Annotated in this window: 21 protein-coding genes; 7 read left to right on the top strand and 14 right to left on the bottom strand. The window is 72.6% G+C overall.

What is annotated here, in order from left to right:
* The first annotated feature begins 79 nt into the window (after positions 1-79).
* Together EDF47_RS05645 and EDF47_RS05640 are read left to right on the top strand one after the other, a co-directional pair.
* Positions 80-1,687 (top strand): DEAD/DEAH box helicase, encoded by a 1,608-nt coding sequence (locus EDF47_RS05645; RefSeq protein WP_133937367.1) that lies wholly within the window; start codon positions 80-82, stop codon positions 1,685-1,687.
* Positions 1,688-1,830: 143 nt separating this feature from the next.
* Positions 1,831-2,040, top strand: coding sequence for a CsbD family protein (locus EDF47_RS05640; protein WP_111083508.1), 210 nt, complete (start codon positions 1,831-1,833; stop codon positions 2,038-2,040).
* A 105-nt stretch (positions 2,041-2,145) separates the two neighbouring features.
* Here EDF47_RS05640 and EDF47_RS05635 read toward each other — a convergent pair whose 3' ends face one another.
* On the bottom strand, positions 2,146-2,688 hold the full coding sequence (locus EDF47_RS05635; protein ID WP_111083509.1) for an NUDIX hydrolase family protein: 543 nt from the start codon (positions 2,686-2,688) through the stop codon (positions 2,146-2,148).
* Between the two features lie 73 nt (positions 2,689-2,761).
* On the opposite strand from EDF47_RS05635, the gene EDF47_RS05630 reads away from it, so the two are divergent.
* Positions 2,762-3,379, top strand: a complete 618-nt coding sequence (locus tag EDF47_RS05630) for an alpha/beta hydrolase-fold protein (protein WP_166673190.1) — start codon at positions 2,762-2,764, stop codon at positions 3,377-3,379.
* A gap of 152 nt (positions 3,380-3,531) precedes the next feature.
* Here the strand turns inward: EDF47_RS05630 and EDF47_RS05625 are convergent, their stop codons facing one another.
* Positions 3,532-4,179: a PadR family transcriptional regulator gene (locus EDF47_RS05625; RefSeq protein ID WP_235035855.1), complete on the bottom strand. Its 648-nt coding sequence runs from the start codon at positions 4,177-4,179 to the stop codon at positions 3,532-3,534.
* A 170-nt stretch (positions 4,180-4,349) separates the two neighbouring features.
* On the opposite strand from EDF47_RS05625, the gene EDF47_RS05620 reads away from it, so the two are divergent.
* Both EDF47_RS05620 and EDF47_RS05615 read left to right on the top strand, forming a co-directional pair.
* Positions 4,350-9,140 carry a DEAD/DEAH box helicase gene (locus EDF47_RS05620; RefSeq protein WP_133937371.1) on the top strand — a complete coding sequence of 1,597 codons (4,791 nt, stop codon included), beginning with the start codon at positions 4,350-4,352 and terminating at the stop codon, positions 9,138-9,140.
* Complete coding sequence (locus EDF47_RS05615) at positions 9,133-9,912, top strand: DNA-formamidopyrimidine glycosylase family protein (RefSeq protein WP_123936990.1); 780 nt, start codon at positions 9,133-9,135, stop codon at positions 9,910-9,912. The genes EDF47_RS05620 and EDF47_RS05615 overlap by 8 nt, the downstream gene beginning before the upstream one ends.
* A 37-nt stretch (positions 9,913-9,949) precedes the next feature.
* Here the strand turns inward: EDF47_RS05615 and EDF47_RS05610 are convergent, their stop codons facing one another.
* The gene (locus EDF47_RS05610) at positions 9,950-10,876 is read right to left on the bottom strand and encodes a LysR family transcriptional regulator ArgP (RefSeq protein WP_133937373.1); all 927 of its coding nucleotides are present in this window, start codon (positions 10,874-10,876) and stop codon (positions 9,950-9,952) included.
* Between the two features lie 70 nt (positions 10,877-10,946).
* Between EDF47_RS05610 and EDF47_RS05605 the strand changes: the two genes are divergently transcribed.
* Positions 10,947-11,708 (top strand): LysE family transporter, encoded by a 762-nt coding sequence (locus tag EDF47_RS05605; protein WP_208320956.1) that lies wholly within the window; start codon positions 10,947-10,949, stop codon positions 11,706-11,708.
* Positions 11,709-11,722: 14 nt separating this feature from the next.
* Here the strand turns inward: EDF47_RS05605 and EDF47_RS05600 are convergent, their stop codons facing one another.
* The 6 genes from EDF47_RS05600 to EDF47_RS05575 all read right to left on the bottom strand — a co-directional run bounded on the left by EDF47_RS05600 (position 11,723) and on the right by EDF47_RS05575 (position 17,921).
* Positions 11,723-13,198, bottom strand: coding sequence for an amino acid permease (locus EDF47_RS05600; RefSeq protein WP_123293079.1), 1,476 nt, complete (start codon positions 13,196-13,198; stop codon positions 11,723-11,725).
* Between the two features lie 191 nt (positions 13,199-13,389).
* Entirely contained in the window at positions 13,390-14,262 is an 873-nt protein-coding gene (locus EDF47_RS05595; protein ID WP_208320957.1) for a hypothetical protein, read from the bottom strand.
* 18 nt (positions 14,263-14,280) lie between these two features.
* Positions 14,281-15,528 (bottom strand): alpha/beta fold hydrolase, encoded by a 1,248-nt coding sequence (locus EDF47_RS05590; RefSeq protein WP_133937379.1) that lies wholly within the window; start codon positions 15,526-15,528, stop codon positions 14,281-14,283.
* On the bottom strand, positions 15,525-15,785 hold the full coding sequence (locus EDF47_RS05585; RefSeq protein ID WP_133937381.1) for a type II toxin-antitoxin system Phd/YefM family antitoxin: 261 nt from the start codon (positions 15,783-15,785) through the stop codon (positions 15,525-15,527). Before EDF47_RS05585 ends, EDF47_RS05590 begins: the two co-directional genes overlap by 4 nt.
* A gap of 28 nt (positions 15,786-15,813) precedes the next feature.
* Positions 15,814-16,326 carry an MGMT family protein gene (locus EDF47_RS05580; RefSeq protein ID WP_111083519.1) on the bottom strand — a complete coding sequence of 171 codons (513 nt, stop codon included), beginning with the start codon at positions 16,324-16,326 and terminating at the stop codon, positions 15,814-15,816.
* Positions 16,323-17,921, bottom strand: coding sequence for an AlkA N-terminal domain-containing protein (locus tag EDF47_RS05575; protein ID WP_243834014.1), 1,599 nt, complete (start codon positions 17,919-17,921; stop codon positions 16,323-16,325). Before EDF47_RS05575 ends, EDF47_RS05580 begins: the two co-directional genes overlap by 4 nt.
* Positions 17,922-18,240: 319 nt before the next feature.
* On the opposite strand from EDF47_RS05575, the gene EDF47_RS05570 reads away from it, so the two are divergent.
* Complete coding sequence (locus EDF47_RS05570) at positions 18,241-18,777, top strand: molybdenum cofactor biosysynthesis protein (RefSeq protein ID WP_131846116.1); 537 nt, start codon at positions 18,241-18,243, stop codon at positions 18,775-18,777.
* 46 nt (positions 18,778-18,823) lie between these two features.
* Here EDF47_RS05570 and EDF47_RS05565 read toward each other — a convergent pair whose 3' ends face one another.
* The 5 genes from EDF47_RS05565 to folE all read right to left on the bottom strand — a co-directional run bounded on the left by EDF47_RS05565 (position 18,824) and on the right by folE (position 22,453).
* The gene (locus EDF47_RS05565) at positions 18,824-19,366 is read right to left on the bottom strand and encodes a type 1 glutamine amidotransferase domain-containing protein (RefSeq protein WP_133937382.1); all 543 of its coding nucleotides are present in this window, start codon (positions 19,364-19,366) and stop codon (positions 18,824-18,826) included.
* Between the two features lie 115 nt (positions 19,367-19,481).
* Positions 19,482-20,135, bottom strand: coding sequence for an HAD-IA family hydrolase (locus tag EDF47_RS05560; RefSeq protein WP_133937384.1), 654 nt, complete (start codon positions 20,133-20,135; stop codon positions 19,482-19,484).
* A gap of 10 nt (positions 20,136-20,145) precedes the next feature.
* Positions 20,146-20,928, bottom strand: a complete 783-nt coding sequence (locus tag EDF47_RS05555; protein ID WP_133937386.1) for a pyrimidine reductase family protein — start codon at positions 20,926-20,928, stop codon at positions 20,146-20,148.
* Entirely contained in the window at positions 20,925-21,863 is a 939-nt protein-coding gene (folP, locus tag EDF47_RS05550; RefSeq protein WP_133937388.1) for a dihydropteroate synthase, read from the bottom strand. The genes EDF47_RS05555 and folP overlap by 4 nt, the downstream gene beginning before the upstream one ends.
* The gene (gene folE / locus EDF47_RS05545; protein ID WP_123293064.1) at positions 21,860-22,453 is read right to left on the bottom strand and encodes a GTP cyclohydrolase I; all 594 of its coding nucleotides are present in this window, start codon (positions 22,451-22,453) and stop codon (positions 21,860-21,862) included. The genes folP and folE overlap by 4 nt, the downstream gene beginning before the upstream one ends.
* Positions 22,454-22,629: the final 176 nt, after the last annotated feature.

The raw sequence follows: 22,629 nt of genomic DNA, 5'->3' as shown, positions 1-22,629 counted from the left end.
CCTCTGTTGGCGCGCATCCCGCCCGCGCGCTGCCTCAGAGCGCGCCCACAGCCGGTCTCATCCGGCTCGAAAGGTCACCATGACCACCAATGACCTCCGTTTCTCCGACCTGGGCGTCCCCGCGCCGATGGTCGCCGTCCTCGCCGACCAGGGCAAGGAGACCGCGTTCCCGATCCAGGAGGACACGCTCCCCGACTCCCTGCAGGGCAAGGACGTCCTCGGCCGTGGCCGCACCGGCTCCGGCAAGACGATCGCCTTCGCGATCCCGCTCGTCGCCCGCCTCGCCGCCAGTGGCCGCAAGCGCCGCGCCGGCCGCCCCCGCGCCCTGGTGCTCGCCCCGACCCGTGAGCTCGCGACCCAGATCGACGTCGCCCTCGCCCCGCTCGCCAAGGCCATGGGCCTCAACACCACGACCATCTTCGGTGGCGTCGGACAGGGCCGTCAGGTCGACGCCCTGCGCGGCGGCGTGGACGTCGTCGTGGCGTGCCCGGGTCGCCTCGCCGACCTCATGCAGCAGGGCCACGTCAACCTCGGTGACATCGAGGTGACCGTCCTCGACGAGGCCGACCACATGGCCGACATGGGCTTCCTGCCCGGCGTGACCAAGATCATGCAGGCGACGCCCGAGCAGGGGCAGCGTCTGCTGTTCTCCGCCACGCTCGACAACGGCGTGGACAAGCTCGTCAAGAAGTTCCTGCACAACCCGGTGATGCACTCCGTCGACGAGGCGAACAGCCCCGTCGAGGCGATGACCCACCACCTGTTCGAGGTCGCCGACGCCGACGCGAAGAAGCACCTCGTGAGCACCCTCGCCTCGGGCAACGGTCGCCGCATCCTCTTCATGCGCACCAAGCACCACGCCAAGCGCCTCGCCAAGCAGCTCAGCAGCCAGGGGATCCCGGCCGTCGACCTGCAGGGCAACCTGTCGCAGGGCGCCCGTGAGCGGAACCTGGCGAAGTTCTCGTCCGGCGAGGCCCTCGTCCTCGTCGCCACCGACGTCGCCGCCCGTGGTGTGCACGTCGACAACGTCGAGCTCGTCGTGCACGTCGACCCGCCCACCGAGCACAAGGCGTACCTGCACCGCTCGGGCCGCACCGCCCGTGCCGGTTCCTCCGGTGACGTCGTCACGGTGACGATGCCCGCCGAGCGTCGCGACGTCGCACAGATGATGCGTGCCGCCGCGATCAAGGTCACCCCGCAGCAGGTCACCGCGACCTCCCCGGCGGTCACCACGCTCGTCGGTGAGGTCGCCCCGATCCGCCACGTCACCGAGGACCAGCCCGCGCAGCAGCAGCGTCAGCCGAAGCAGCGCTCCGCCGATTCCGCCGGTGACCGTGGTCGTCGTGGTCGCGGCGGCCGTCCGGGAGGCTCGGGTCAGCCCGCGCGCTCCGGCTCGGCTTCCGAGTCCGCCGGTTCGGCCGGGGGCCGTCAGGGCCGTCCGGCTCGCGGCGCACGGTCCGAGGGCACCGGGCGCTCCGCCGCCGCGGGCGCGGGCTCGACGGGTGGTCGCCGCACCGGCGGCAGCCGCCGCGCCGGCAGCGACACCGTGCGCGGTGGGTCCTCTGCCGTCTGGTCCTCGGACGGTGGCTACGCCGCGGGTCGTGGAGCCGGCCAGGAGTCGGGCGGGGGCCGTCGTGGCTCGTCGCGCCGTGCCTCCCGTCCGGCCGGCGCTGCCGACCGCCACTGACCTGTCGACCCGGCCCGCGCTGACCAGCGGGGGACAACCTTGGGGGCGCCTGCGAAGCGGACGCCCCCAAGGCGTAGGTTCTCCTTCACCGGATGCCGCGCAAGCGGTTGACGGGGAAACGTCCGCTGTTGGAAGGAGTGCCTATGGCTGGGATCGAAGACATCAAGAACGCCGCTGAGAAGGCGGCAGGCAAGGTCAAGGAGGCCGTCGGGAACGCGACGGACAACGACCACCTCAAGGCTGAGGGCAAGACCGATCAGGTCAAGGCCGACACCAAGCAGGCGGGTACGAACGTCAAGGACGCCGCTTCGGGCGTCGCCGACAGCCTCAAGAGCGACCGCGACACGAAGTAACAAGCCGGTCAAGCACCGCGCTGCGAAGCCCCCGGATCCGATCGGATCCGGGGGCTTCGTCGTGTTCGGGGGGGGCTCCGTCGTGTTCGGGAACCGAGCCGGTCGCTACATGAGCGCGCCGACCGACGCGAGGCCCGCGCGCAGCAGGGCGCCGCGGCCACCCTCCATGTCGTCGGCGACGCCGTCGGACGCGGCTTCCATCGGGGTCATCCAGGTGAGCTCGAGGGCGTCCTGCCGGGGCTCGCACGTGCCGGTGACCGGGACGACGTAGGCCAGCGAGATCGCGTGCTGTCGCTCGTCGGTGTAGACCGAGGCGCCGGGCAGCGGGAAGTACTCGGCCACGGTGAACGGCGTCGGGCTCGACGGCAGCTGCGGGAACGCCATCGGGCCGAGGTCCTTCTCGAGGTGACGGAAGAGCGCCGTGCGGATGGACTCGCCGAACATCACGCGACCGGACACCAGGGTGCGGACGATCGAGCCGCTCGGGGCCACACGCAGCAGCACTCCGACCTCGGTCACGACGCCGAGCCCGTCGGTACGGACGGGGATCGCCTCGACGTAGCAGATGGGGAGTCGACGACGCGCGTTGGCGAGTTCCTCGTCGGACAGCCAGCCGGAGTCGGGGTCGGGGGTTTGCAACGAGGCCATGCACCGTGTCTACCAGGGACGGCGTCGAGTTCGGCGGAAGGCGCGGGACTTGGGGATGGTTAGCGTTGTCCACATGATCGATGCAGACCTGGTGCAGTGGACCCGTCCCGCGGAAGAACGCGCAGGGACACCGCTGCTCGTGACCATGCACGGGGTGGGGTCGAACGAACGCGACCTGCTCGGACTCGCCCCCGCGCTGCCGGCGGCCTGGACGATGGCGTCACTGCGGGCACCGATGCCGTGGGGCCAGGGGTTCAGCTGGTACCCGCTCGGGACGCCGGGCTCCCCCGCACTCGAGCCCGTCGACACCGCAGTCGCCGAGGTGCTCGCGTGGGTCGACTCCGTCGCCGCCGACCACCCGCGGATCGGGCTGCTCGGGTTCTCGCAGGGCGGGTCGATGGCGCTGCAGCTGCTGCGCGCACGGCCCGCGGCGTTCGCGTTCGCGGTGTCGCTGTCCGGGTTCGTCGTACCGGGGGTGACGGACTCTCGTGACGAGGCCGTCGCCGCCGTCCGGCCGCGGGTGTTCCTCGGGCACGGCGACCTCGACCCGGTGATCCCGGCGGAGGCCACCGCGCGGACGCAGGCGTGGGCGGCGGCGAACACCACCGTGACGGACCGGGCGTACGAGGGCCTGCCGCACGCGGTGTCGGCAGCGGAGCTGTCGGACGTCGCCGCGTTCATCGGGGCGTAGGCGCGGGGCGCGCTTGGTGAGCAGAAAAGGTCGAGTCCAGGCGTGCGGACTCGACCTTTTCTGCTCACGATGCGCGGGGGTCGGCCCCGGCGACGACGGACGGGAGGCACGGTGCGGGCTGGCACCGTGCCTCCCGTTCGTGGGTTCCGCCGTCAGTCGGCGAGGATCTGCAGGAGGTCCTTGCGGAGCTGGTCGACCTTGGCGGTGGCGGCCTTGGCCTGGTCCTCCGTCGCGGTCGTCCGGTACATCTGCAGGACGCCCATGGTCTTCCGGAGCGCTTCGAAGAACTCGCGCTGCGCGTCCGGGATCCCGGGGGCCGCGTCGAGTGCCGCTGCGATCTCGTCGGCCTTCGCCTCGGCCTCGGCCTTGCCGGCGTCGGTGAGCTCGAAGAGGGTCTTGCGGCCGTCGCCCGACGAGACCACGAGGTCTTCGTCGACGAGCTGCTGGAGCGTCGGGTAGACCGAGCCGGGGCTCGGCTTCCAGGCGCCGCCGGTGCGCTCGGCGATGGTCTTGATCACGGCGTAGCCGTTCTGCGGCCCCTCGGCCAGCAGGCCGAGGATCGCGAGGCGGACGTCACCGCGGCGGCGGCGTTCGCGCCCGAAGCCGGGTCCGCCGAAGCCACCGAAGCCGGGGCCGAAGCCCATGCCCGGCCCGAAGCCCGGGCCGAAGCCGCGGCCGCCTCGGCCGCCGTGCTCGTGGTCACCGCGGTCGCGGCCGGGGAAGCCGGCGCCGTGGTGCTGCCGCGCGCCGCCGAAACGGGGGCCGCGCGGGTGGTGGTTGCTGTCGTTGTCGTTGTGCATGGGGCGCATGGTGCGTCCTTCCTTGTTGCTGAGTCGGCTCGCGATCGGTCTGACTGGTTTTGTCTTCGTCGTATCGCGATGTGTTTACGATAGATCGCTAACTATCGTCTTGTCAAGGGGTACTCCCCGCTCGGCCTGCTGTCGGTGGTGGCGGGCAGGATGGGCGGACCATGACGGACGTCTTCGAGCGCTTCTCCCCCGCGACCGCGGAGTGGTTCCGAGGTGCGTTCGACGCCCCCACCCCGGCACAGGCGGGCGCGTGGGACGCAATCTCGACGGGGCAGCACGCTCTCGTCATCGCGCCGACCGGCTCCGGCAAGACCCTGGCATCGTTCCTGTGGTCGATCGACCGGCTCATCAGCGCGACCGACCGGCCCCCGGCCAAGCAGCGCACGCGGGTCCTGTACGTCTCGCCGCTCAAGGCCCTCGGCGTCGACGTCGAGCGGAACCTGCGCAGCCCGCTCGTCGGCATCACGCAGACGGCCAGGCGGCTCGGCACCGAACCACCCGAGGTCACCGTCGGGGTGCGCAGTGGCGACACCCCGTCGTCGGACCGGCAGAAGCTGCTCCGCCAGCCGCCGGACATCCTCATCACCACGCCCGAGTCCCTGTACCTCATGCTCACCTCGCAGGCGCGCGAGACCCTGGTGAACGTCGACACCGTCATCGTCGACGAGGTGCACGCCGTCGCGTCGACCAAGCGCGGGGCGCACCTGGCCGTCTCGCTCGAGCGGCTCGACGACCTGCTCGACAAGCCGGTGCAGCGCATCGGGCTGTCCGCGACGGTCCGGCCGCCGGAAGAGGTCGCCCGGTTCCTCGGCGGGCGTGCACCGGTGACGATCATCGCCCCGCCGGCGCAGAAGACCTTCGACCTGCGCGTGGTCGTGCCGGTCGACGACATGGCCGAGCTCGGTGCTCCGCCGGTCGGTGCGGACGCGTCCGACGCTCCCGCGAACGGCTCGATCTGGCCGCACGTCGAAGAGCGTGTGGTCGACCTCATCGAGGAGCACCGGTCGACGATCGTGTTCGCGAACTCGCGGCGACTGGCCGAGCGACTCACCGCGCGGCTGAACGAGATCCACGAAGAGCGCGTCCTCGCCGCGGCGGCTCCGGCTTCGGCCGCGGAGGGCGATGCGCTGGTGCCGGCGGGTGTCTCGCCGGCCGACGACGGACTGCCGGTGGCGCGGGGTCGCCCGCAGTCGCCCGCCCGGACCTCGGCGCACGCGGTCGCACCCCAGGGCACGAAGCGGCCGCCGGCGCAGATGATCGGCGCGTCCGGGCAGACCGGTGGCGGCGGCTCCGACACTGCAGTGCCCGTGCTCGCCCGCGCCCACCACGGCTCGGTGTCGAAGGACCAGCGCGCCATCATCGAGGACGACCTGAAGTCCGGTCGGCTGCGGTGCGTCGTCGCGACGAGTTCGCTCGAGCTCGGCATCGACATGGGCGAGGTCGACCTCGTCGTCCAGGTCGAGGCGCCGCCCTCGGTCGCGAGCGGTCTGCAGCGCGTCGGGCGTGCCGGGCACCAGGTGGGCGAGATCTCGCGCGGGGTGCTGTTCCCGAAGCACCGCGCCGACCTCGTCAACAGTGCGGTCACGGTCGAACGGATGGTCTCGGGGCAGATCGAGTCGATCTCGGTGCCGGCGAACCCCCTCGACGTGCTGGCGCAGCACACCGTCGCCGCGGGAGCGATCGACACCGTCGACGTCGAGCACTGGTTCGACCTGGTCCGGCGGAGCGCTCCGTTCAGCGGCCTGCCCCGTTCGGCGTTCGACGCCACGCTCGACCTGGTGACCGGGCGGTACCCGAGCGACGAGTTCGCCGAGCTCCGCCCGCGCCTCGTGTGGGACCGCGTGCACGGCACCCTGACCGGACGCCCGGGGGCCCAGCGGCTCGCGGTGACGAGCGGCGGCACGATCCCGGACCGCGGCATGTTCGGCGTGTTCATGGTCGGCGAGAAGGCCTCCCGGGTCGGCGAGCTCGACGAGGAGATGGTCTACGAGTCCCGCGTCGGCGACGTCTTCGCCCTCGGAGCCACGAGCTGGCGGATCGAGGAGATCACCCACGACCGGGTCATCGTGAGCCCGGCGTTCGGACAGCCCGGTCGGGTGCCGTTCTGGAAGGGCGACGGCATCGGCCGCCCCGCCGAACTCGGTCGCGCGACGGGGGCGTTCGTGCGCGAGGTCGAGGGCGCCTCGGACGACGACGCCCGCGCCCGGGTCGCCGCCGGCGGCCTCGACGAGCGTGCCGTCACGAACCTGCTGACCTTCCTGCGCGACCAGCGGGCGGCCACCGGCCACGTGCCGAACGACACGACGCTCGTGGTCGAGCGCTTCCGCGACGAACTCGGCGACTGGCGGCTCATCCTGCACTCGCCGTACGGCATGCAGGTGCACGCGCCGTGGGCCCTGGCGGTCGCGGCGCGGCTGCGTGAACGCCACGGCATCGACGGCGACGCGATGGCCGCCGACGACGGCATCGTGGTGCGCATCCCCGAGACCGACGCCGAACCGCCGGGCGCCGACCTGTTCGTGTTCGAGCGCGACGACCTCGAGGCGCTCGTCACGGACGAGGTCGGTGGCTCGGCGCTGTTCGCCGCGCGGTTCCGCGAGTGTGCGGCGCGCGCCCTGCTGCTGCCCCGTCGGAACCCCGGGCAGCGATCGCCCCTGTGGCAGCAGCGGCAGCGGGCCTCGCAGCTGCTCGAGGTGGCCCGGAAGTACCCGTCGTTCCCGATCGTGCTCGAGACCGTGCGCGAAGTGCTGCAGGACGTCTACGACGTGCCCGCCCTGCTCGGCATCGCCGACGAGATCGCCGGCCGCCGCATCCGCCTGGTCGAGACCGAGACCGAGACGCCGTCCCCGTTCGCCCGTTCGATCCTGTTCGGGTACGTCGCCGCGTTCATGTACGAGGGCGACTCCCCGCTCGCCGAGCGCCGGGCCGCGGCACTGTCGCTCGACTCGACGCTGCTCGGCGAACTGCTCGGCCGCGCCGAACTGCGGGAGCTGCTCGACCCGGCGGTCATCGCCTCGGTCGAACAGGACCTGCAGCGGCTGTCGCCGGACCGCCGGGCGCGCGACGCCGAGGGGCTGGTCGACGTGCTGCGGCTCGTCGGCGCGCTCGACCTCGACGAAGCCGTCGACCGGAGCTGGTTGGCGGCGTCGGACGACCGCTCCGCCGCTGCGACCGAGGTGCAGACCGTGCTCACCGCACTCGAGCGCGACCGCCGTGTCCTGTCGTTCTCACACGCCGGGTCCACCCGCTGGGCCGTCATCGAGGACGCCTCGCGCCTGCGCGACGCCCTCGGGGTCCCGCTGCCGATCGGCGTGCCGACCGCGTTCGTCGAACCCGTCGCCGACCCGCTCGGTGACCTGGTCGGCCGCTACGCCCGGTCGCACGGGCCGTTCTCGGCGCAGGAGGCCGCGGGTCGCCTCGGCCTCGGGGTCGCCGTCGTGCAGGACACCCTGCGCCGTCTGGTCGCCGACCGGCGTGTGGTCGAAGGCGAGTTCCGCCCGGATCGGCAGGGCGCCGAGTGGTGCGACGCCGAGGTCCTGCGCCGGATCCGCACGAAGTCCCTCGCCGCGCTCCGCCACGAGGTCGAGCCGGTGTCGCCGGACACGCTCGCGCGCTTCCTGCCCGCCTGGCAGCACGTGCAGACCCCCGGCACCCGCGGCGGCCTGCGCGGGGTCGACGGGGTCCTGCAGGTGATCGACCAGCTCGCCGGCGTCGCCCTGCCCGCCAGCGCCTGGGAGACCCTGGTGCTGCCCGCGCGGGTGACCGACTACTCCACGAACATGCTCGACGAGCTCACCGCCACCGGCGAGGTCCTGTGGTCCGGCGGCGGGACCCTGCCCGGCAACGACGGGTGGGTGCGCCTGCACCTCGCCGAGACGGCGTCGACGACGCTCGCCGAGCCCTCCGGCGACGAGACCACCGAGCTGCAGCGCGACGTGCTCGGTGCCCTGGCCGGCGGCGGCGCGTACTTCTTCCGCCAGCTCGGGCAGGCCGTCGGCAGCACCGACGACCCGGCCCTGACGACGGCGCTGTGGGACCTCGTCTGGGCCGGACAGATCACGAACGACACGTTCGCTCCGCTCCGCTCGATGCTCGGCGGCAAGGCGAAGAGCAGCAGCGCCCCGCGGGCTCGTGCGTACCGCGGGCGCCGCCGTCCGACGATGCCGACGCAGTCCGGCCCGCCGTCCGTCGGTGGCCGCTGGTCCCTGCTCCCCCTGGCCGAGTCCGACTCGACCGTGCGGGCCGCCGCGACCGCCGAGCAGCTGCTCGAGCGCTACGGGGTCGTCACCCGCGGGGCCGTCCAGGTCGAGGGGGTCCGAGGTGGGTTCGCGGGCGTGTACCGGGTGCTCTCGCGGTTCGAGGAGTCCGGGCGGGCGCGCCGCGGCTACTTCATCGAGGGCCTCGGGGCCGCACAGTTCGCCACGGGTCCGACCATCGACCGGCTGCGGACCTACGCCCGTGACCTCGACGACGACGAGCGCGTCGACCCGGACCGGAAGCGCGAGGCACTGACCCTGGCTGCGACCGACCCCGCGAACCCGTACGGCGCATCGCTGCCCTGGCCGTCCGACGACCGCGCGGCGGCCGACACGGACGTCACGGGCGCCGACGTCGCTGCTGTCGCTGCGGCTGCGCAGAAGGCCCCGGCACCGGCCACCACCGGCGCACGCGGCCACCGGCCCGGGCGCAAGGCCGGAGCACTCGTCACCACCGTCGACGGCCGGCTCGCGGTGTACGTCGAGCGCGGCGGCAAGTCGGTGCTGACCTTCACCGACGACCCCGCCGACCTGGCCGTCGCAGCGGCGTCGATCGCGGGCATCGTGCGCACCGGACTGCGGAAGCTCGCGGTCGAGCGCGTCGACGGCGAGTTCGTGCTCGGCACCCCGCTCGGCACCGCGCTGGGCGACGCCGGGTTCACCGCCACCCCGCAGGGACTCCGGCTCCGTGCCTGAGGGCGACACCGTCTACCGGGCAGCCCACCGGCTGCACACGGCGCTCGCGGGCAAGGTCCTGACCCGGAGCGACTTCCGGGTGCCCGCGTTCGCGACCGTCGACCTGGTCGGCCGCACCGTCGACGAGGTCGTGCCCCGTGGCAAGCACCTGCTGCACCGGATCGGGGACCTGACCGTGCACTCGCATCTGAAGATGGAGGGGCGGTGGGACGTCTACGCCCCCGGCGAGCGCTGGCGACGCCCGGCGCACCAGGCACGCGCGATCCTCGACACCGAGGACGTCTCGACCGTCGGGTTCACGCTCGGGGTGCTCGAGGTGGTCCCCCGCGACCAGGAGTCCGAGGTCGTCGGGCACCTCGGCCCGGACCTGCTCGGGCCCGACTGGGACGCCGACCTGGCGCTCGAGAACCTGACGCGGGATCCTGCACGCCCGGTCGGACTGGCGCTCCTCGACCAGCGGGTGCTCGCCGGCCTCGGCAACGTCTACCGCAACGAGCTCTGCTTCCTGCGCGGGGTCCTGCCGACCCGCCCGGTGGCCGAGGTGCACGACGCCGGCCGGACGATCTCCCTGGCGAGCCGGCTCATCCTGGCGAACCGGGACCGCAGCCACCGGGTGACGACGGGGATCGATCGCCCGGGGCGTCGGTTCTGGGTCTACGGACGCGCGGGCAAGCCGTGCCTGCGGTGCGGCACCCGGATCCGGCGAGGGGACCTCGGTGACTCGGAACTCACCCTGCGGGACACCTACTGGTGCCCGCGCTGCCAGACCTGAGCCGCGGGCGCAGCGACGAGCACCGGCACGTGCCTGCTCACCGGGTGACGGGGTGCAGGCGCTCGGCGGCGGTCGACCGCACCGCGTCCGTGATCCGCTCGAGCAAGGGTGACGCCAGGTTCCACCGCTGCCACCACAGGGCGACGTCGGCTCGGCGCGTCGGGGTGAGCTCGAGCAGCTCGCCCCGCGCCAGGGCATCGAGGCACTGCGCTTCGGGCAGCATCCCCCACCCGAAGCCGAGCGAGACCGCCCGTGCGAAGTCGGCCGAGGTCGGGACGAAGTGGCGTGGACCGGAGGGCGCGTGGCCGAGCACCCGGCGGAGGTAGCCCTGCTGCAGGTCGTCGTCACGGTCGTAGTCGACGAGGGGCACCAGGTCGAGGCGGCTCAGCATCCGCCGCTCGGTGTCGGCGTCGGCCAGGTAGCGGTCGACGAACGCCGGCGACGCCACCGCCCGGTACCGGTCGATGCCGAGCGGTACCGACGAGCAGCCCTGCACGGGATCCGCCTCGGCCGTCACGGCACCCATCACCGTGCCGGCGCGCAGCAGCTCGGCGGTGCGGTCCTGGTCCTCGCGGTGCAGGTCGAAGACCACCTCGGTGTCGACACGGACGAGTGCGAGCGCGTCGAGGAACCACGTGCCGAGGGAGTCGGCGTTGACGGCGAGCGGGATCGACGGCACCGCGGTCCCCGATCCGTCGGCATCGGTCTCGCCGAGTGCGCGGGCGGTCTCGTCGTCGAGGAGCCGCACCTGGCGTGCATGCCGGAGCACGACCGCACCGTCGGCCGTCGGGGTGACCGGGGTCGTCCGTTGCAGCAGGACACGGCCGACCTGCTGCTCCATCGACTTGATGCGCTGTGAGACCGCCGACGGGGTGATCGCCAGGGCCCGGGCAGCCGCGTCGAGGGTGCCGTGGTCGACGGCGGCCAACAGGGTCTCGAGGTGCTCGCGCTGGAACCGGACCATGCAGTGCAGCTTACGGCGCTGTAGGAAAGTGAGCTGGTCTACAGACGAGGGTGCCCCTAGCGTCGTGGACGTGACCGCACTCATCCCCCTGCTCGCCGGCCTCGGCACCGGACTCGCCCTGATCGTCGCGATCGGTGTGCAGAACACCTACCTGCTCCGGTTGGCGGTCAGCTCGGGCCTGCGGGTGGTGACGGCGGCGGTCGTCGTGTGCGCGGTGTCGGACGCCGTGCTCATCGTCGCCGGGGTGCTCGGCGTCGGGGCCGTGGTCGAGCGGTTCCCGGTGGCGCTCGTCGTCGTGCGGTTCGTCGGGGCCGCGTTCCTCGTGACCTACGGCGTGCTCGCCGCGCGACGGGCACTGCGGCCGTCGAGCGACGCCATACGCGTGGCCGACGAGGCGGCGGACGACGTGACCATCGCGACTCGCGTCGCCGACGAGGCGTCGGACGACGGCGTGCCGGAATCGGCCGCGGGCAGTGGACCCGACCGCACCGCGACGGTGGTGGCGGGGCGGACGCGCACCGTGCCTCCCGGCCAGGCGGTCACCATGCGCACGGCGGTGGTGACCATGCTCGTCTTCACGTGGGCGAACCCGCACGTGTACCTGGACACGCTGGTGTTCCTCGGGTCCGTCGCGAACCAGCAGGGCCCGGACGACCGCTGGCTGTGGACCGTCGGCGCCGTCGCGGCGAGCTGCCTGTGGTTCGGCGCGCTCGGGTTCGGCGGGCGACTGCTCCGGCCGCTGTTCGCGAAGCCCCTGACGTGGCGGGTGTTCGACGGCCTGGTCGCCGTCGTGATGCTGGGCTTCGGCGTCCTGCTGGTCGTCGGCGCGTAGGAGGCCGGAGCCCGCTACTGCTGCCCCTTGCCCACCCGGCTGTTGCGGCGGCTGTACCCGAAGTAGATGGCGAAGCCGATGACGAGCCAGACGACGAACCGCAGCCAGGTCTCGACCTCGAGGTTCAGCATCAGCCAGAAGCACAGCACGGCCGACAGGATCGGGATCACCGGCGACCACGGCACCCGGAACGAGCGCGGGGCGTCCGGACGCGACTTGCGGAGCACGATGATGCCGATCGACACCAGCACGAAGGCCGACAGCGTGCCGATGTTGATCATGCCCTCGAGCTTGTCGACCGCGGTGAACCCGGCGAGCAGCGCGACGACGACCCCCGCGACGACCTGCACGCGCACCGGCGTCTGCGTCTTCGGGTTCGTCTTCGAGAACCAGCGCGGCAGCAGACCGTCGCGGCTCATCGCGAAGACGATGCGGGACAGACCGAGCAGCAGCACCATGACGACGGTCGTCAGACCGATCAGGGAGCCGATGGCGATGATGCCGGCAGCCCACGGCAGCCCGACGATGTCGAAGGCCGAGGCCAGGGACGGTGCGTCCTCCTGCGCCAGGCGCTGGTAGGAGACCATGCCGGTGATGACGATGCTGACGCCGACGTAGAGCAGCGTCACGATGCCCAGGCCGATGAAGATGCCGCGGGGCAGCGTCTTCTGCGGGTTCTCGGTCTCCTCCGCGCTGGTCGCGACGACGTCGAAGCCGATGAACGCGAAGAACACGAGCGACGCCGCGGCGAGCAGCCCGAAGACGCCGTACTGCGCGGGCTCGGAACCGGTGAACCAGGACACGAGCGACTGGGTCCAGACGCTGCCCTCGGCGCCCTTGGCGGGCTCCGACGGCGGGATGAACGGGGTGAAGTTCGCGGCCTTGACGAAGAACGCGCCGGCGACGATGACGAACACCACGATGGCGACCTTGATGATCGTGATGACCGCCGAGACCCGCGACGACAGGCGGGTGCCGAAGGCGAGCAGCACCGTGAAGATGCCGACGATCAGGACCGGGCCCCAGGTGAACGGGATCGGGCCGAGCTGGATCGTGCTCGGCAGGGTCACACCGAACACGTCGAACGCGGTGCTGAGGTAGATGCCCCAGTACTTCGCGATGACGGCGCTGGCGGTGAGGGTCTCGAGGATGAGGTCCCAGCCGACGATCCAGGCGAGCAGCTCGCCCATCGTGGCGTACGTGAACGTGTACGCGGAGCCGGCGACGGGGATCGTCGAGGCGAACTCGGCGTAGCACATGATCGCCAGGCCACACGTGACGGCGGCGAGCAGGAACGAGATGATGACGCCGGGCCCGGCGAAGTTCGCGGCGGCGTTCGCGCCGACCGAGAAGATGCCGGCGCCGACGGCGACCGCGATGCCCATCGCGGCGATGTCGAACGTCTTCAGGGAGCGTTTCAGGGACCGGCCCTGCTCCTCGGAGTCGGCCAGTGAGGCCTCGATCGACTTGATGCGGAGCTTCGTTGCCATGGGGTGGATCCCGTCATCGACTGGGCGGCGGACCCCGTGACATTACTGGTGTACCACCCCGACACGCAAACAGCGGAGCCGCTGGGCGCATGGGAACCAGGTTCCGGACGCGGAACCAGGGAACGGCGCGGTGCAGTGTCCGGAACCAGGTTCCGTGGGCAGGGCGGGTCGACCGGGAGGCCCGGCTCGGCTCAGGCGGATCGGCGCCAGTCCGCCAGGAACCGCGCTCCGGCCTCGTCGTGGATCACCCCGTCGGGTGCGGTGAGCACCGGGTACGGCGTCGCCGGCACGCCGTCCGAGGGACGGACGTCGACGTGCGCGACCTCGTGGCCGTTCGCGTGCAGCCAGTCCGCCATCGCGTAGTCGCTGCGCGAGTCGCCCATCGTGCGCCAGGCCGTCGGCAGCTCGCCGTCCTGCGCCAGGAGTTCGAGCGACCGCTCGGCGCCCATGTCCTTGCCGCTGCGGTCGGACTCGACGTCGGTCGAGATGATCGTCGGGTCGATCCGCCACTGCACGGCACCGTCGGCGTCGGGTCGGACGTCGTCGAGACGGCGCACACCCAGGCCGCGACGCTCGAGGGCCGCCATCGCCTTCGCGTCGAACTCGGGCTGCCGAGCCAGGTACGTGGCGTTCGGCACCTCCACCCGCTGCTCGATCGACACCATGGCGCGCTTCGTCTCGTCGAAGAACACCAGGTCGGCGTACTCGGTGCGGACGAGCTCGCGCATCTCGTCGGCGTAGTCGCGCGGGAGCGCCAGGTCGTCGGCGACGGTGAGCTCGCTCATCCCGCCCTCGTACTGCGGGCCGATCGAGCACCAGACGGCGCCCTTCTCGCAGACGGCGTGCACGCGGCCACCCTCGGCGAGACCACCGGCGAGCAGCGGACCGACCACCTCGCTCCGGATGAAGGCGTCGCTCCGGCCGGTGTTGAAGACGACGGGGATGCCCTCGGCGGCGAGGGCGATGAGGTCCTCGATGATGCTCGGGATCGCGATGGTGCGGGAGACGGGGCTGGCGATGGGCCCGTCGACGTCGAGCAGGAGGCCGAGACGAGGTGCGTTCACCACGCCATCCTCTCGCAGTCAGCTGCTCGGTGAGACGACCCGGACCAGGAACCCGTCGAGCACGGCGCCGATCGCGGCCGGGTCGGGCACGTGACCCTGCCCGGGGACCTCGACGTAGCCCGAGCCCGGCACGGCCTCGACGACCGCTCGGGCCGCCTGCCGCATCCACTCGTGGCCGTCGCTGCCCGCGGCGACGAGCACCGGGACACCGACCGCTGCTGCCACCCGCTCCGGGATCGCCAGGCCGTTGAGCACCCGCACGTCGCGGCTGAGCACGTGGGCGTCGACGACGAGCGACCGCCAGAGCGCACCCTTCAGCCGCAGCGCCGAGATCTGCCCCATCGGCACCCCCAGGACGTGCGCGAGGAACGCCCGGACCGCTTGGGCGCGACGGCCGGCGGCGACGTGTTCGTCGAGCAGGTCGGCGAAGACGACGTCGTCGGCGTGCGGGTCGACCGTCGCCCGGTACGGCGGCTCCCACAGCACGGCGGCCCCGAGCGGGACACCGGCGGCGAGGCCCCGGAGGACCACCCCCGCGCCGACGCAGAGGCCAAGCGCGACGACGGGTCCGTCCACACTCGCGACGACGGCCGCGAGGTCCTCGACCTCGCGCTCGATCGTCCACGGGGTGGTGTCGCCGCTCGCACCGCGGCCCCGCCGGTCGTACGTGATGACCCGGTAGCGGTCCTGCAGGCCGCCGGTCAGGTGCTCGACGGTGGGGGTGCCGTGGTGGTCGAAGGCGCCACCGACCACGACGAGCGCCGGACCGGTCCCCGCGTCGGACACGGCGATCACCGTGCCGTCGGCGGAGACGACCGTGCGGTCGACGTGCTGGTCCATTGGGGGCCTTCCGAGGTTGGTTCGACGGCGCTGCGTCGGGTCCTCGGGAGGGACCGGGCGGGTCGGTCCTCGAAGCATGGCATCGGAGCGCTCCCACGTCACCACCCGCAACCAGGGGGAGACGACCGATCCGGGTCCGGGTCCGGCTCCGGCTCCGGCTCCGGCTCCGCGGTCGCGGTAGATCGCTCGGCGGTGGCCGGCATCGACGACGATCACGATGAGTCGGCCGTCGTCGATCTCGTAGATCAGACGGTAGTCACCTGATCGCACCCGCCAACCGGGTCGGTTCACGAGCTTCCGAGCTGCCGGGGGCCGCGGGTGGTCGGCGAGGATCGCGAGGAGTCCCTCGATCCGCCGACGACCGTCGGGCGGGAGCTTGCGGATGACACGTTGCGCGGACGGGATGACCTCGACCGACCAGGTCATCCGAGTCCGAGTTCGCGCTTGAGATCGTCCCACTGCACGTTGTCGCCGCCGATGCGCTTGTTCTCCGCGATGGCAGCGTCGTACGCGACCAGGTCGTCGAGGTCCTCGGCCGCCTCGAGCAGGCGGTCCAGGACATCCGCGTCCACCACCGCCGCGACGCGCTTGTTGCGCCGGGTCAGGTAGACGGGTTCGTGCCGGGCGTCGTCGATGATCGACGCCAGTCGGCCACGTGCTTCAGAGATCGACACTTCGCTCACCTGTACATTCTAGAGCATTTTGTACAACTCAGACGAGCGCCGTCGTGCCGACCGACTCCCGTTCGAGCAACGATCGCTTGACGTCGAGCCCCCATGCGAAGCCCCCGAGCGTGCCGTCCGACCGCAGCACCCGGTGGCACGGTACGAACAGTGCGGGAGCGTTCCGTGCGCACACGCTGGCGGCGGCCCGCACGGCGTCCGGGCGGCCCATCGCCCCCGCGAACTCGGTGTAGGTCAGGGTGCCGCCGGCGGGGATGCGGCGGAGCTGCCGCCACCCCTCGGTGAACAGGTCGGTGCCGAACTGCCGCACGGGCACCTGCATGGCGTGCTCGACCTCGCCCGAGTAGAAGGCGTCCACGGCATCAGCGGCGGCGACCGTGCCGTCGACGATGCGACTGGGCCGGTACCGGTCGGCGAGCCGCCCGAGGATCCGGTCGACGGAGTCGGTCCAGCCCGAGGCGAGGACACGGCCCTCGGCGTCCTCGAGCACGGTGAAGGCCCCGTCCGGGGTGTCCAGGGTCTGGATGGTTGCGTCGGTCATCGTTCGTCCTTCCGAGGGTCGTTGTCTGCGTGCCGCGCACGGCCGGTGCCGTGCACCCGCGCACCGGCGGCCGTCGCGATCGCGCGGTCGATGATCGGTCGCCAGCAGTGCATCGTCAGGTAGCTCCGCCAGGGCGCCACCTGCTCCGACCATAGGGAGAGCTCGCGCGCCGTACCGGGCAGTCCGAGTTCCTGTGCACCGTTGCGCACCGCGAGGTCGCTGTGGAGGAACACGTCGGGGTGGTGCCGGACCCGGAGCGCCACGTAGTCGGCGGTCCACGGCCCGATGCCCTTCACCGCCAGCAGCCGCTCGCGCAGCTCGTCGAGGGACTGTCCGCCGTCGACCACGAGCGACCCGTCGGCGAGCGCCGCGGCGACCCGCAGGATCGTGTCGACGCGGGCGGCCGGACCGCGCAGCACCTCGTGGCCGCGGGCAGCGATGACCTCGGCGGACGGGAACAGCAGGCCGTCGGGCAGGATCGCCGACGGCACGGCGGTACCGAGCGCCGCCACGAGCCGCGTCTGGGCCGTCCGGGCCGCGGCGACGGAGACCTGCTGCCCGATGAGGGTGCGGAACACGATCTCGTGCGCGTCGACGGCACCGGGCAGCCGCAGGCCGGGGACCCGCTGCACGGCCGCAGCGAGCTCGGGCACGGAGCCGAGTACCGCGTCGACGGCGACCGGGTCGGCATCGAGGTCGAAGTACGACCGGACGCGGGCGACGAGCGTCGGCAGGTCGGACAGGTCGGTGACGCGCACCCGCAGGTCGATCCCGGTGCCGCGACCGGCGGCCGTGGAACCGGCCGTCCCCGCGACCGCGGCCGACGCGCTGAACCAGCCCGGGCCTCCCGGCAGGTCGAGCAGCCGCCCGTACGAGGCGACCCGACCGGATTCGTCGGTGTCCACCTGCTCCAGGCCCGGCAGGGCGTGCAGTGCGTGCCAGTCGAGGAGCCCCTGCGCGTCGAACGGCGGCCGCGCGGGCAGGTGCACGTGCAGTGCGCCGTCGGACGCCGGCAGGAGCGTCCGACGGGCGCGCAGCGCGGACGGGGTGACGGCGAAGACCTCGCGGACGGTCTCGTTGAACTGGCGGACGCTCGCGAACCCGGCGGCGAAGGCGACGTCCGCGATGGGCAGGTCCGACGACGTCAGCAGCGTGCGTGCCGTCTGGGCGCGGTGTGCGCGGCTGAGCGCCTTCGGTCCGGCGCCGAGCTCGGCCGTCATGATGCGGTTGAGCTGGCGTTCGGAGTAGCCGACCCGTGCGGCGAGGCCCGGGACGCCGTCGCGCTCGACGACGCCGTCGAGGACGAGGCGCATGGCGCGGCCGGCGACGTCCTCGCGCAGGTCCCACTCGGGGCTGCCGGGGGTCGCTTCGGGCAGGCAGCGCTTGCAGGCACGGAAGCCGGCCACGTGCGCTGCTGCGCTCGTGCGGTAGAAGGTGACGCCGGTCTCGCGGGGCGTGCGTGCCGGGCAGCTCGGTCGGCAGTAGATGCCGGTGGAGTGCACGGCGGTGACGAACTGGCCGTCGAAGCGTGCGTCGCGCGAGGCGACGACGCGGTAGCGCTCGGCGTGCAGCTGGTCGGTTCCGGGGATGGTCACGCGCCCAGCCTGACACGCACCACCGACCGCGACTGGCGGAAATCGGACACCGCGGCACGTCGTGTGGTGCGGGTGGCGGGCGGCCCGAGGTTCCGAAATCTCGGCATGTCGGCGCTCGATGTGCCCGCCCGTGGAACCTCGGCGCCACACCGACGGCGTGTTGTGGAACCTCGGCGCAGTACCGACGACGGCACGGCGTCGACCGGGAGGCCCGGCTAGCGTTGGGCGGGTGACCTCCGGAGACGACGTGGCCGGGTCTGACCACCGGGTCGGCTCCGACGAACTCGCCGGGCTCGCCGAGGTCGCCGACTCCGTCGACCTGCCGTTCCGGACCGACGTCGAGGTCGCGCTGCTGCTCGTGTCGCGCCGCCACCGCTACGAGGGCAGGCCGGCCGACGGTGCCCTGCCGGTCCGGTCGGACGACCCGGACGAGCTGCGCGACCGCATCGAACTGCGCGCGGGACTCGGCATCGTCGGCGACCGCTACTTCGCGGCGCGGGCGCACGTGCACGCCTCGGTGACGGTCATCGGGCTCGAGGGCCTCGAGGAGGTCGGACGATCACTCGGCGTGCCGGTCGATCCCGTGGCGACCCGGCGGAACGTGTTCCTGCGGGGCGCCGACGTCGAGGCGCTCCGGGGGGAGCCGTTCTCGCTGCAGAGCCCCGGCAGCGGTGCCGTGCTGTTCCGCGGGTACCGGCCGGCGAACCCGTGCGCCTGGATGGACCACGAGGTGGCGCCGGGTGCGTTCCGGGCGATGCGTGGACGGGGCGGGGTGCGGTGCGACCCCGAGTCCGACGGCGTGCTCACCCTCGGACCCGCGGTGCTCCGGACGACCCGCCCCGTCGCGCCGGGCTGACGGCGGTGCCGTCAGCGGCAGCGCCGTCAGCGGAAGCGCACCGTGCTCACGCTGTCAGCGCGCTCTCGATCGCGTCGACGAAGGCCGGCAGGTCGTCGGGGTTCCGCGAGGTGATGATGCCGCCGTCGACCTGGACATCCTGGTCGACCCACTCGGCGCCGGCGTTCCGGACGTCGGTCTGCAGCGACGGGAACGAGGTGATCGTCCGTCCGCGCAGCACACCGGCCTCGATGAGGGTCCACGGGCCGTGGCAGATCGCCGCGACGGGCTTGTTCGCCTCGACGAAGGCCGTCACCAGGGAGACCGCCGAGTTGTCCTGTCGCAGGGTGTCGGCGTTGATGGTGCCACCGGGGACCACGAGCGCGTCGTACCCGGTCACGTTGACACCGGCGATGGTGGTGTCGGGGTCGAGGGACTTGCCGGGGTCCTTGTCGCCGACGAGGGTCGCGATCGAACCGGAGTCCTGCGCCGCCACGGTCACCGTCGCGCCGCGCTCGCGGAGCTGGTCGACGGGCACGACGATCTCGTCCTGCTCCACGCCGTAGTTCGTCGCGATGACGAGGACCTTCTTGCCGTCCAGGGTTGCCATGGTCGCTCCTTCCGCGGCCCGGTGGTTCCGGCCGCACGTACGGCCCGGGTGTTCCGGCCGCACACCCGAGGGTCGTCGGGGAGCGCTGGGCGTGCCCGCAGGACGCAGCGGGTCCTCAGCCGCGGATGCGGAAAGCGGACCCTTCGGGCTCGACGGTGATGCCCTCGTACCCCGACACCCGGTGAAGCCCGGCCGTGACGTCCGATTCGTGCGGGCCGACGACGACCGTGGTCGCTCCGGAGGCGATGGCCGACTCGAGGCCGGCGGGGGCGTCCTCGAACGCCACGCAGTCGGTTGCCGCGACACCGAGCAGTGCGGCACCGCGCAGGTACCCGTCGGGGTGGGGCTTGCCGTGCTCGACGTCCTCGGACGGCACGAACGCCGTCGGCATGGTCAGGCCCGCTGCCGCCATCCGGCCGGCGGCCAGGTCGCGCGGTGCACTCGTCACGAGCGCCACCGGCACGCCTGCGCCGAGGAGCCGGTCCACGAAGGCGGCGGCACCGGGGATCTCGAAGATGCCCTCGCTGCTCGCGCTCTCCTCGGCGACCAGTGCGGCGGCGATGCGGAGCTGTTCGTCGCGGTCCAGTTCGGGCAGGAAGTGCTCGATCGTGCTGATCGCCTGACGGCCGTGCGAGAAGGAGAGGATCTCGGCCGGGTCGATGCCGCGGTCGTGACCGAACCGGGTCCAGGTGGCCTCGACCACCGCGGTCGAGTCGACGAGCGTCCCGTCCATGTCGAAGAGGACCCCGGACGCCACGATGTCGATCACGCGCCCGACCCTAGCCGACGCGGTCGACCGGCACCGAGACTCGGGCGGACGGCTCCGCCCGGACGTACCGGGTCAGCAGCACGTCACCCGCACCGCGGAGCACGTGCGCGGGCCGCATCCGTCGCAGCTCCGGGGAACTGCCGCGGGCGATCCGGGGCCCGGCGCCGCCCTCGAGCGACGGGTCGATCGTCAGGGTCAGCTCGTCGACGGCGTCCGCGGCGATGAGCGACCCGAGGAACGACGGGCCACCCTCGCAGTGGATCGTGCCGAGCCCCCGCGCCACCAGTGCGTCGCGGACGAGCGACACGTCGACCGAGTCGGGGTCGGTGTCGGTGCTGCAGGGCACGACGTCGGCGACGGACGACAGCGCGACCCCGACGTCCGACGCCGCCGCGGAGGTCAGGACGACGGGCCGGACCGGGGCCTCGGTGAACACCCGGGATCCGGCGTCCAGCGACAGTGACCGCGACACGATCGCGAACACCGGGTGGTCGGGCAGGCCGTGCGCCCGGCGCCAGGCCACGTCGGCGTCGTGCAGGACCATCGGCCCGTAGCCCTCGTCCCGCACGGTGCCGGCTGCGACGAGCACCACGTCGGCGACCCGGCGGAGCAGGTCGAACACGCGCAGGTCGTCCGGGCCGCCGAGCGACCCCGAGACCCCGGCGGCCGAGGCGGACCCGTCGAGCGTCGCCACGAAGTTCACCCGCAGCCACGGGGCCGACGCACCCGCGGTGTACAGGTCGATCAGGTCGTCGTCGGACAGCTCAGCGATCGACGGGGGCAGGAGGTTCACGTGTTGTGCCGTGCTTCCACCGGGGCTCGCCAGCCGAGTGTCGCCTCGACCATGCGCATCGCGTCGACGCTCTCGGCGACGTCGTGCATCCGGACGATCCGCGCCCCGAGCATCGCGCTCACGGTCGCGACGGCGAGCGACCCCGCCAGGCGTTCGCCGCGCGGGCGTCCGAGCGACTCCCCCACGAAGTCCTTGTTCGACACCGCCGCGAGCACCGGGTAGCCGAGCGCCACGACCTCGGGCAGGCGCCGGGTGACCTCGAGCGTGTGCACGGTGTTCTTGTTGAGGTCGTGGCCCGGGTCGACGACGATCCGCGACTCCGGGATCCCCGCGGCGAGCGCCCGGTCGACGCGCTCCCGCAGGAACCCGACGACGGACGCGGTGACGTCGTCGTACTGCGGCGGCGCTGCGAGGGGCCGTCGGGGTTCGGCGAGCGAGTGCGTGATGACGATCGTCGCCTCGGAGTCCGCGACGACGGCCGCCATCCGGGGATCGGACAGGCCGGTGGTGTCGTTGACCACGCTCGCGCCAGCTGCGATCGCCGCTGCGGCGACCGAGGGGCGGAACGTGTCGACGCTGATGGTGACGTCGGACTCCTGGGCGAGCTGCTCGACGACGGGCACGACGCGGTCGACCTCGTCCGCAGCGGGCAGTTCCGGCCCCGGAGCGAACTTCACGCCGCCGATGTCGACCCAGTCGGCGCCCTGTTCGGCAGCCCGGACGGCGGCGGCGACGGCGCGGTCGAGCTCGAAGGTGGCGCCGCGGTCGTGGAACGAGTCGGGCGTGCGGTTCACGATCGCCATCACGGCGATGCGGTGGTCGAAGTCGAACGTTCTGCGTCCGATCGAGCGCACCGGCTGCCGCAGGTCCGGCACGACCCAGCCGGGTGCGGTCGATCCTGCCTGGAGGCCCGTGGCGGCCCCCTCAGTCGTCACGCGTCCGCCTCGGGGTCGGGTACACGCCCCGCACCGATGAGCGCGATCGCCTCCGCCCGGCCCGCGGCGTCGGCCAGCGAGCCGTTCGCCGCGACCGTGACGGTCGTCGAGCCGGTCTGGCGCTCCCCACGGGTCGTCACGCACTGGTGCTGCGCGTCGAGGACCACGAGGACCCCCTCGGCACCGAGCCCCTCGGCGATCGTGGCAGCGACCTGCTCGCCCAGCCGTTCCTGCAGCTGCGGACGCGAGGCCACGGCGTCGAGCACCCGCGAGAGCGTTCCGAGCCCGATCAGACGGTCACCCGGCGCGTAGGCCAGGTGCGCGACCCCGAGGAACGGCAGCAGGTGGTGCTCGCAGACGGACCGGAACTTCACGTCGCGGACGATGACGAGTCGGCCGCGTTCACCGTCCTCGGCGTGCACCGTGCCGTCGCGGGCGATGGCCACGGCGTCCGTGCCGATGCCGGCGAAGAACTCGGCGTACGAGTCGGCGACCCGAGCGGGTGTGCGTTCGAGTTCGGGGCGGTCGGGATCCTCGCCGATGCCGAGCAGGAGTTCGCGCACCGCGGCCTCGACGCGGGCACGGTCCATGCGTGACGTCACCGGTCCATCCAACACCAGCCATGGCCGGAGAACGCGAGCCGGCGCACGGCGTGACGTCCCCCGATCACGCGGGTCGGGCCTCCCGGTCGGACATCGGCGCACCCTGCGCGCCCTGTGAGGATCCTGTGACATGCCGGAAACCCAGCAGGCTTTAAACTTGCTCG

This window comes from Curtobacterium sp. PhB190, assembly GCF_004365385.1.
In the GTDB taxonomy this organism is placed as follows: domain Bacteria; phylum Actinomycetota; class Actinomycetes; order Actinomycetales; family Microbacteriaceae; genus Curtobacterium.
The sequence above is the reverse complement of the archived record's forward strand: the minus strand, read 5'-3'. Positions and strand labels throughout refer to the sequence as shown.

Bases quoted from the DNA above. Each gene is read 5' to 3' on its own strand.
- EDF47_RS05645 (WP_133937367.1), top strand. From the start codon at position 80: ATGACCACCAATGACCTCCGTTTCTCCGACCTGGGCGTCCCCGCGCCG.
- EDF47_RS05640 (WP_111083508.1), top strand. From the start codon at position 1,831: ATGGCTGGGATCGAAGACATCAAGAACGCCGCTGAGAAGGCGGCAGGC.
- EDF47_RS05635 (WP_111083509.1), bottom strand. From the start codon at position 2,688: ATGGCCTCGTTGCAAACCCCCGACCCCGACTCCGGCTGGCTGTCCGAC.
- EDF47_RS05630 (WP_166673190.1), top strand. From the start codon at position 2,762: ATGATCGATGCAGACCTGGTGCAGTGGACCCGTCCCGCGGAAGAACGC.
- EDF47_RS05625 (WP_235035855.1), bottom strand. From the start codon at position 4,179: ATGCACAACGACAACGACAGCAACCACCACCCGCGCGGCCCCCGTTTC.
- EDF47_RS05620 (WP_133937371.1), top strand. From the start codon at position 4,350: ATGACGGACGTCTTCGAGCGCTTCTCCCCCGCGACCGCGGAGTGGTTC.
- EDF47_RS05610 (WP_133937373.1), bottom strand. From the start codon at position 10,876: ATGGTCCGGTTCCAGCGCGAGCACCTCGAGACCCTGTTGGCCGCCGTC.
- EDF47_RS05600 (WP_123293079.1), bottom strand. From the start codon at position 13,198: ATGGCAACGAAGCTCCGCATCAAGTCGATCGAGGCCTCACTGGCCGAC.
- EDF47_RS05590 (WP_133937379.1), bottom strand. From the start codon at position 15,528: ATGACCTGGTCGGTCGAGGTCATCCCGTCCGCGCAACGTGTCATCCGC.
- EDF47_RS05580 (WP_111083519.1), bottom strand. From the start codon at position 16,326: ATGACCGACGCAACCATCCAGACCCTGGACACCCCGGACGGGGCCTTC.
- EDF47_RS05565 (WP_133937382.1), bottom strand. From the start codon at position 19,366: ATGGCAACCCTGGACGGCAAGAAGGTCCTCGTCATCGCGACGAACTAC.
- folE (WP_123293064.1), bottom strand. From the start codon at position 22,453: ATGGACCGTGCCCGCGTCGAGGCCGCGGTGCGCGAACTCCTGCTCGGC.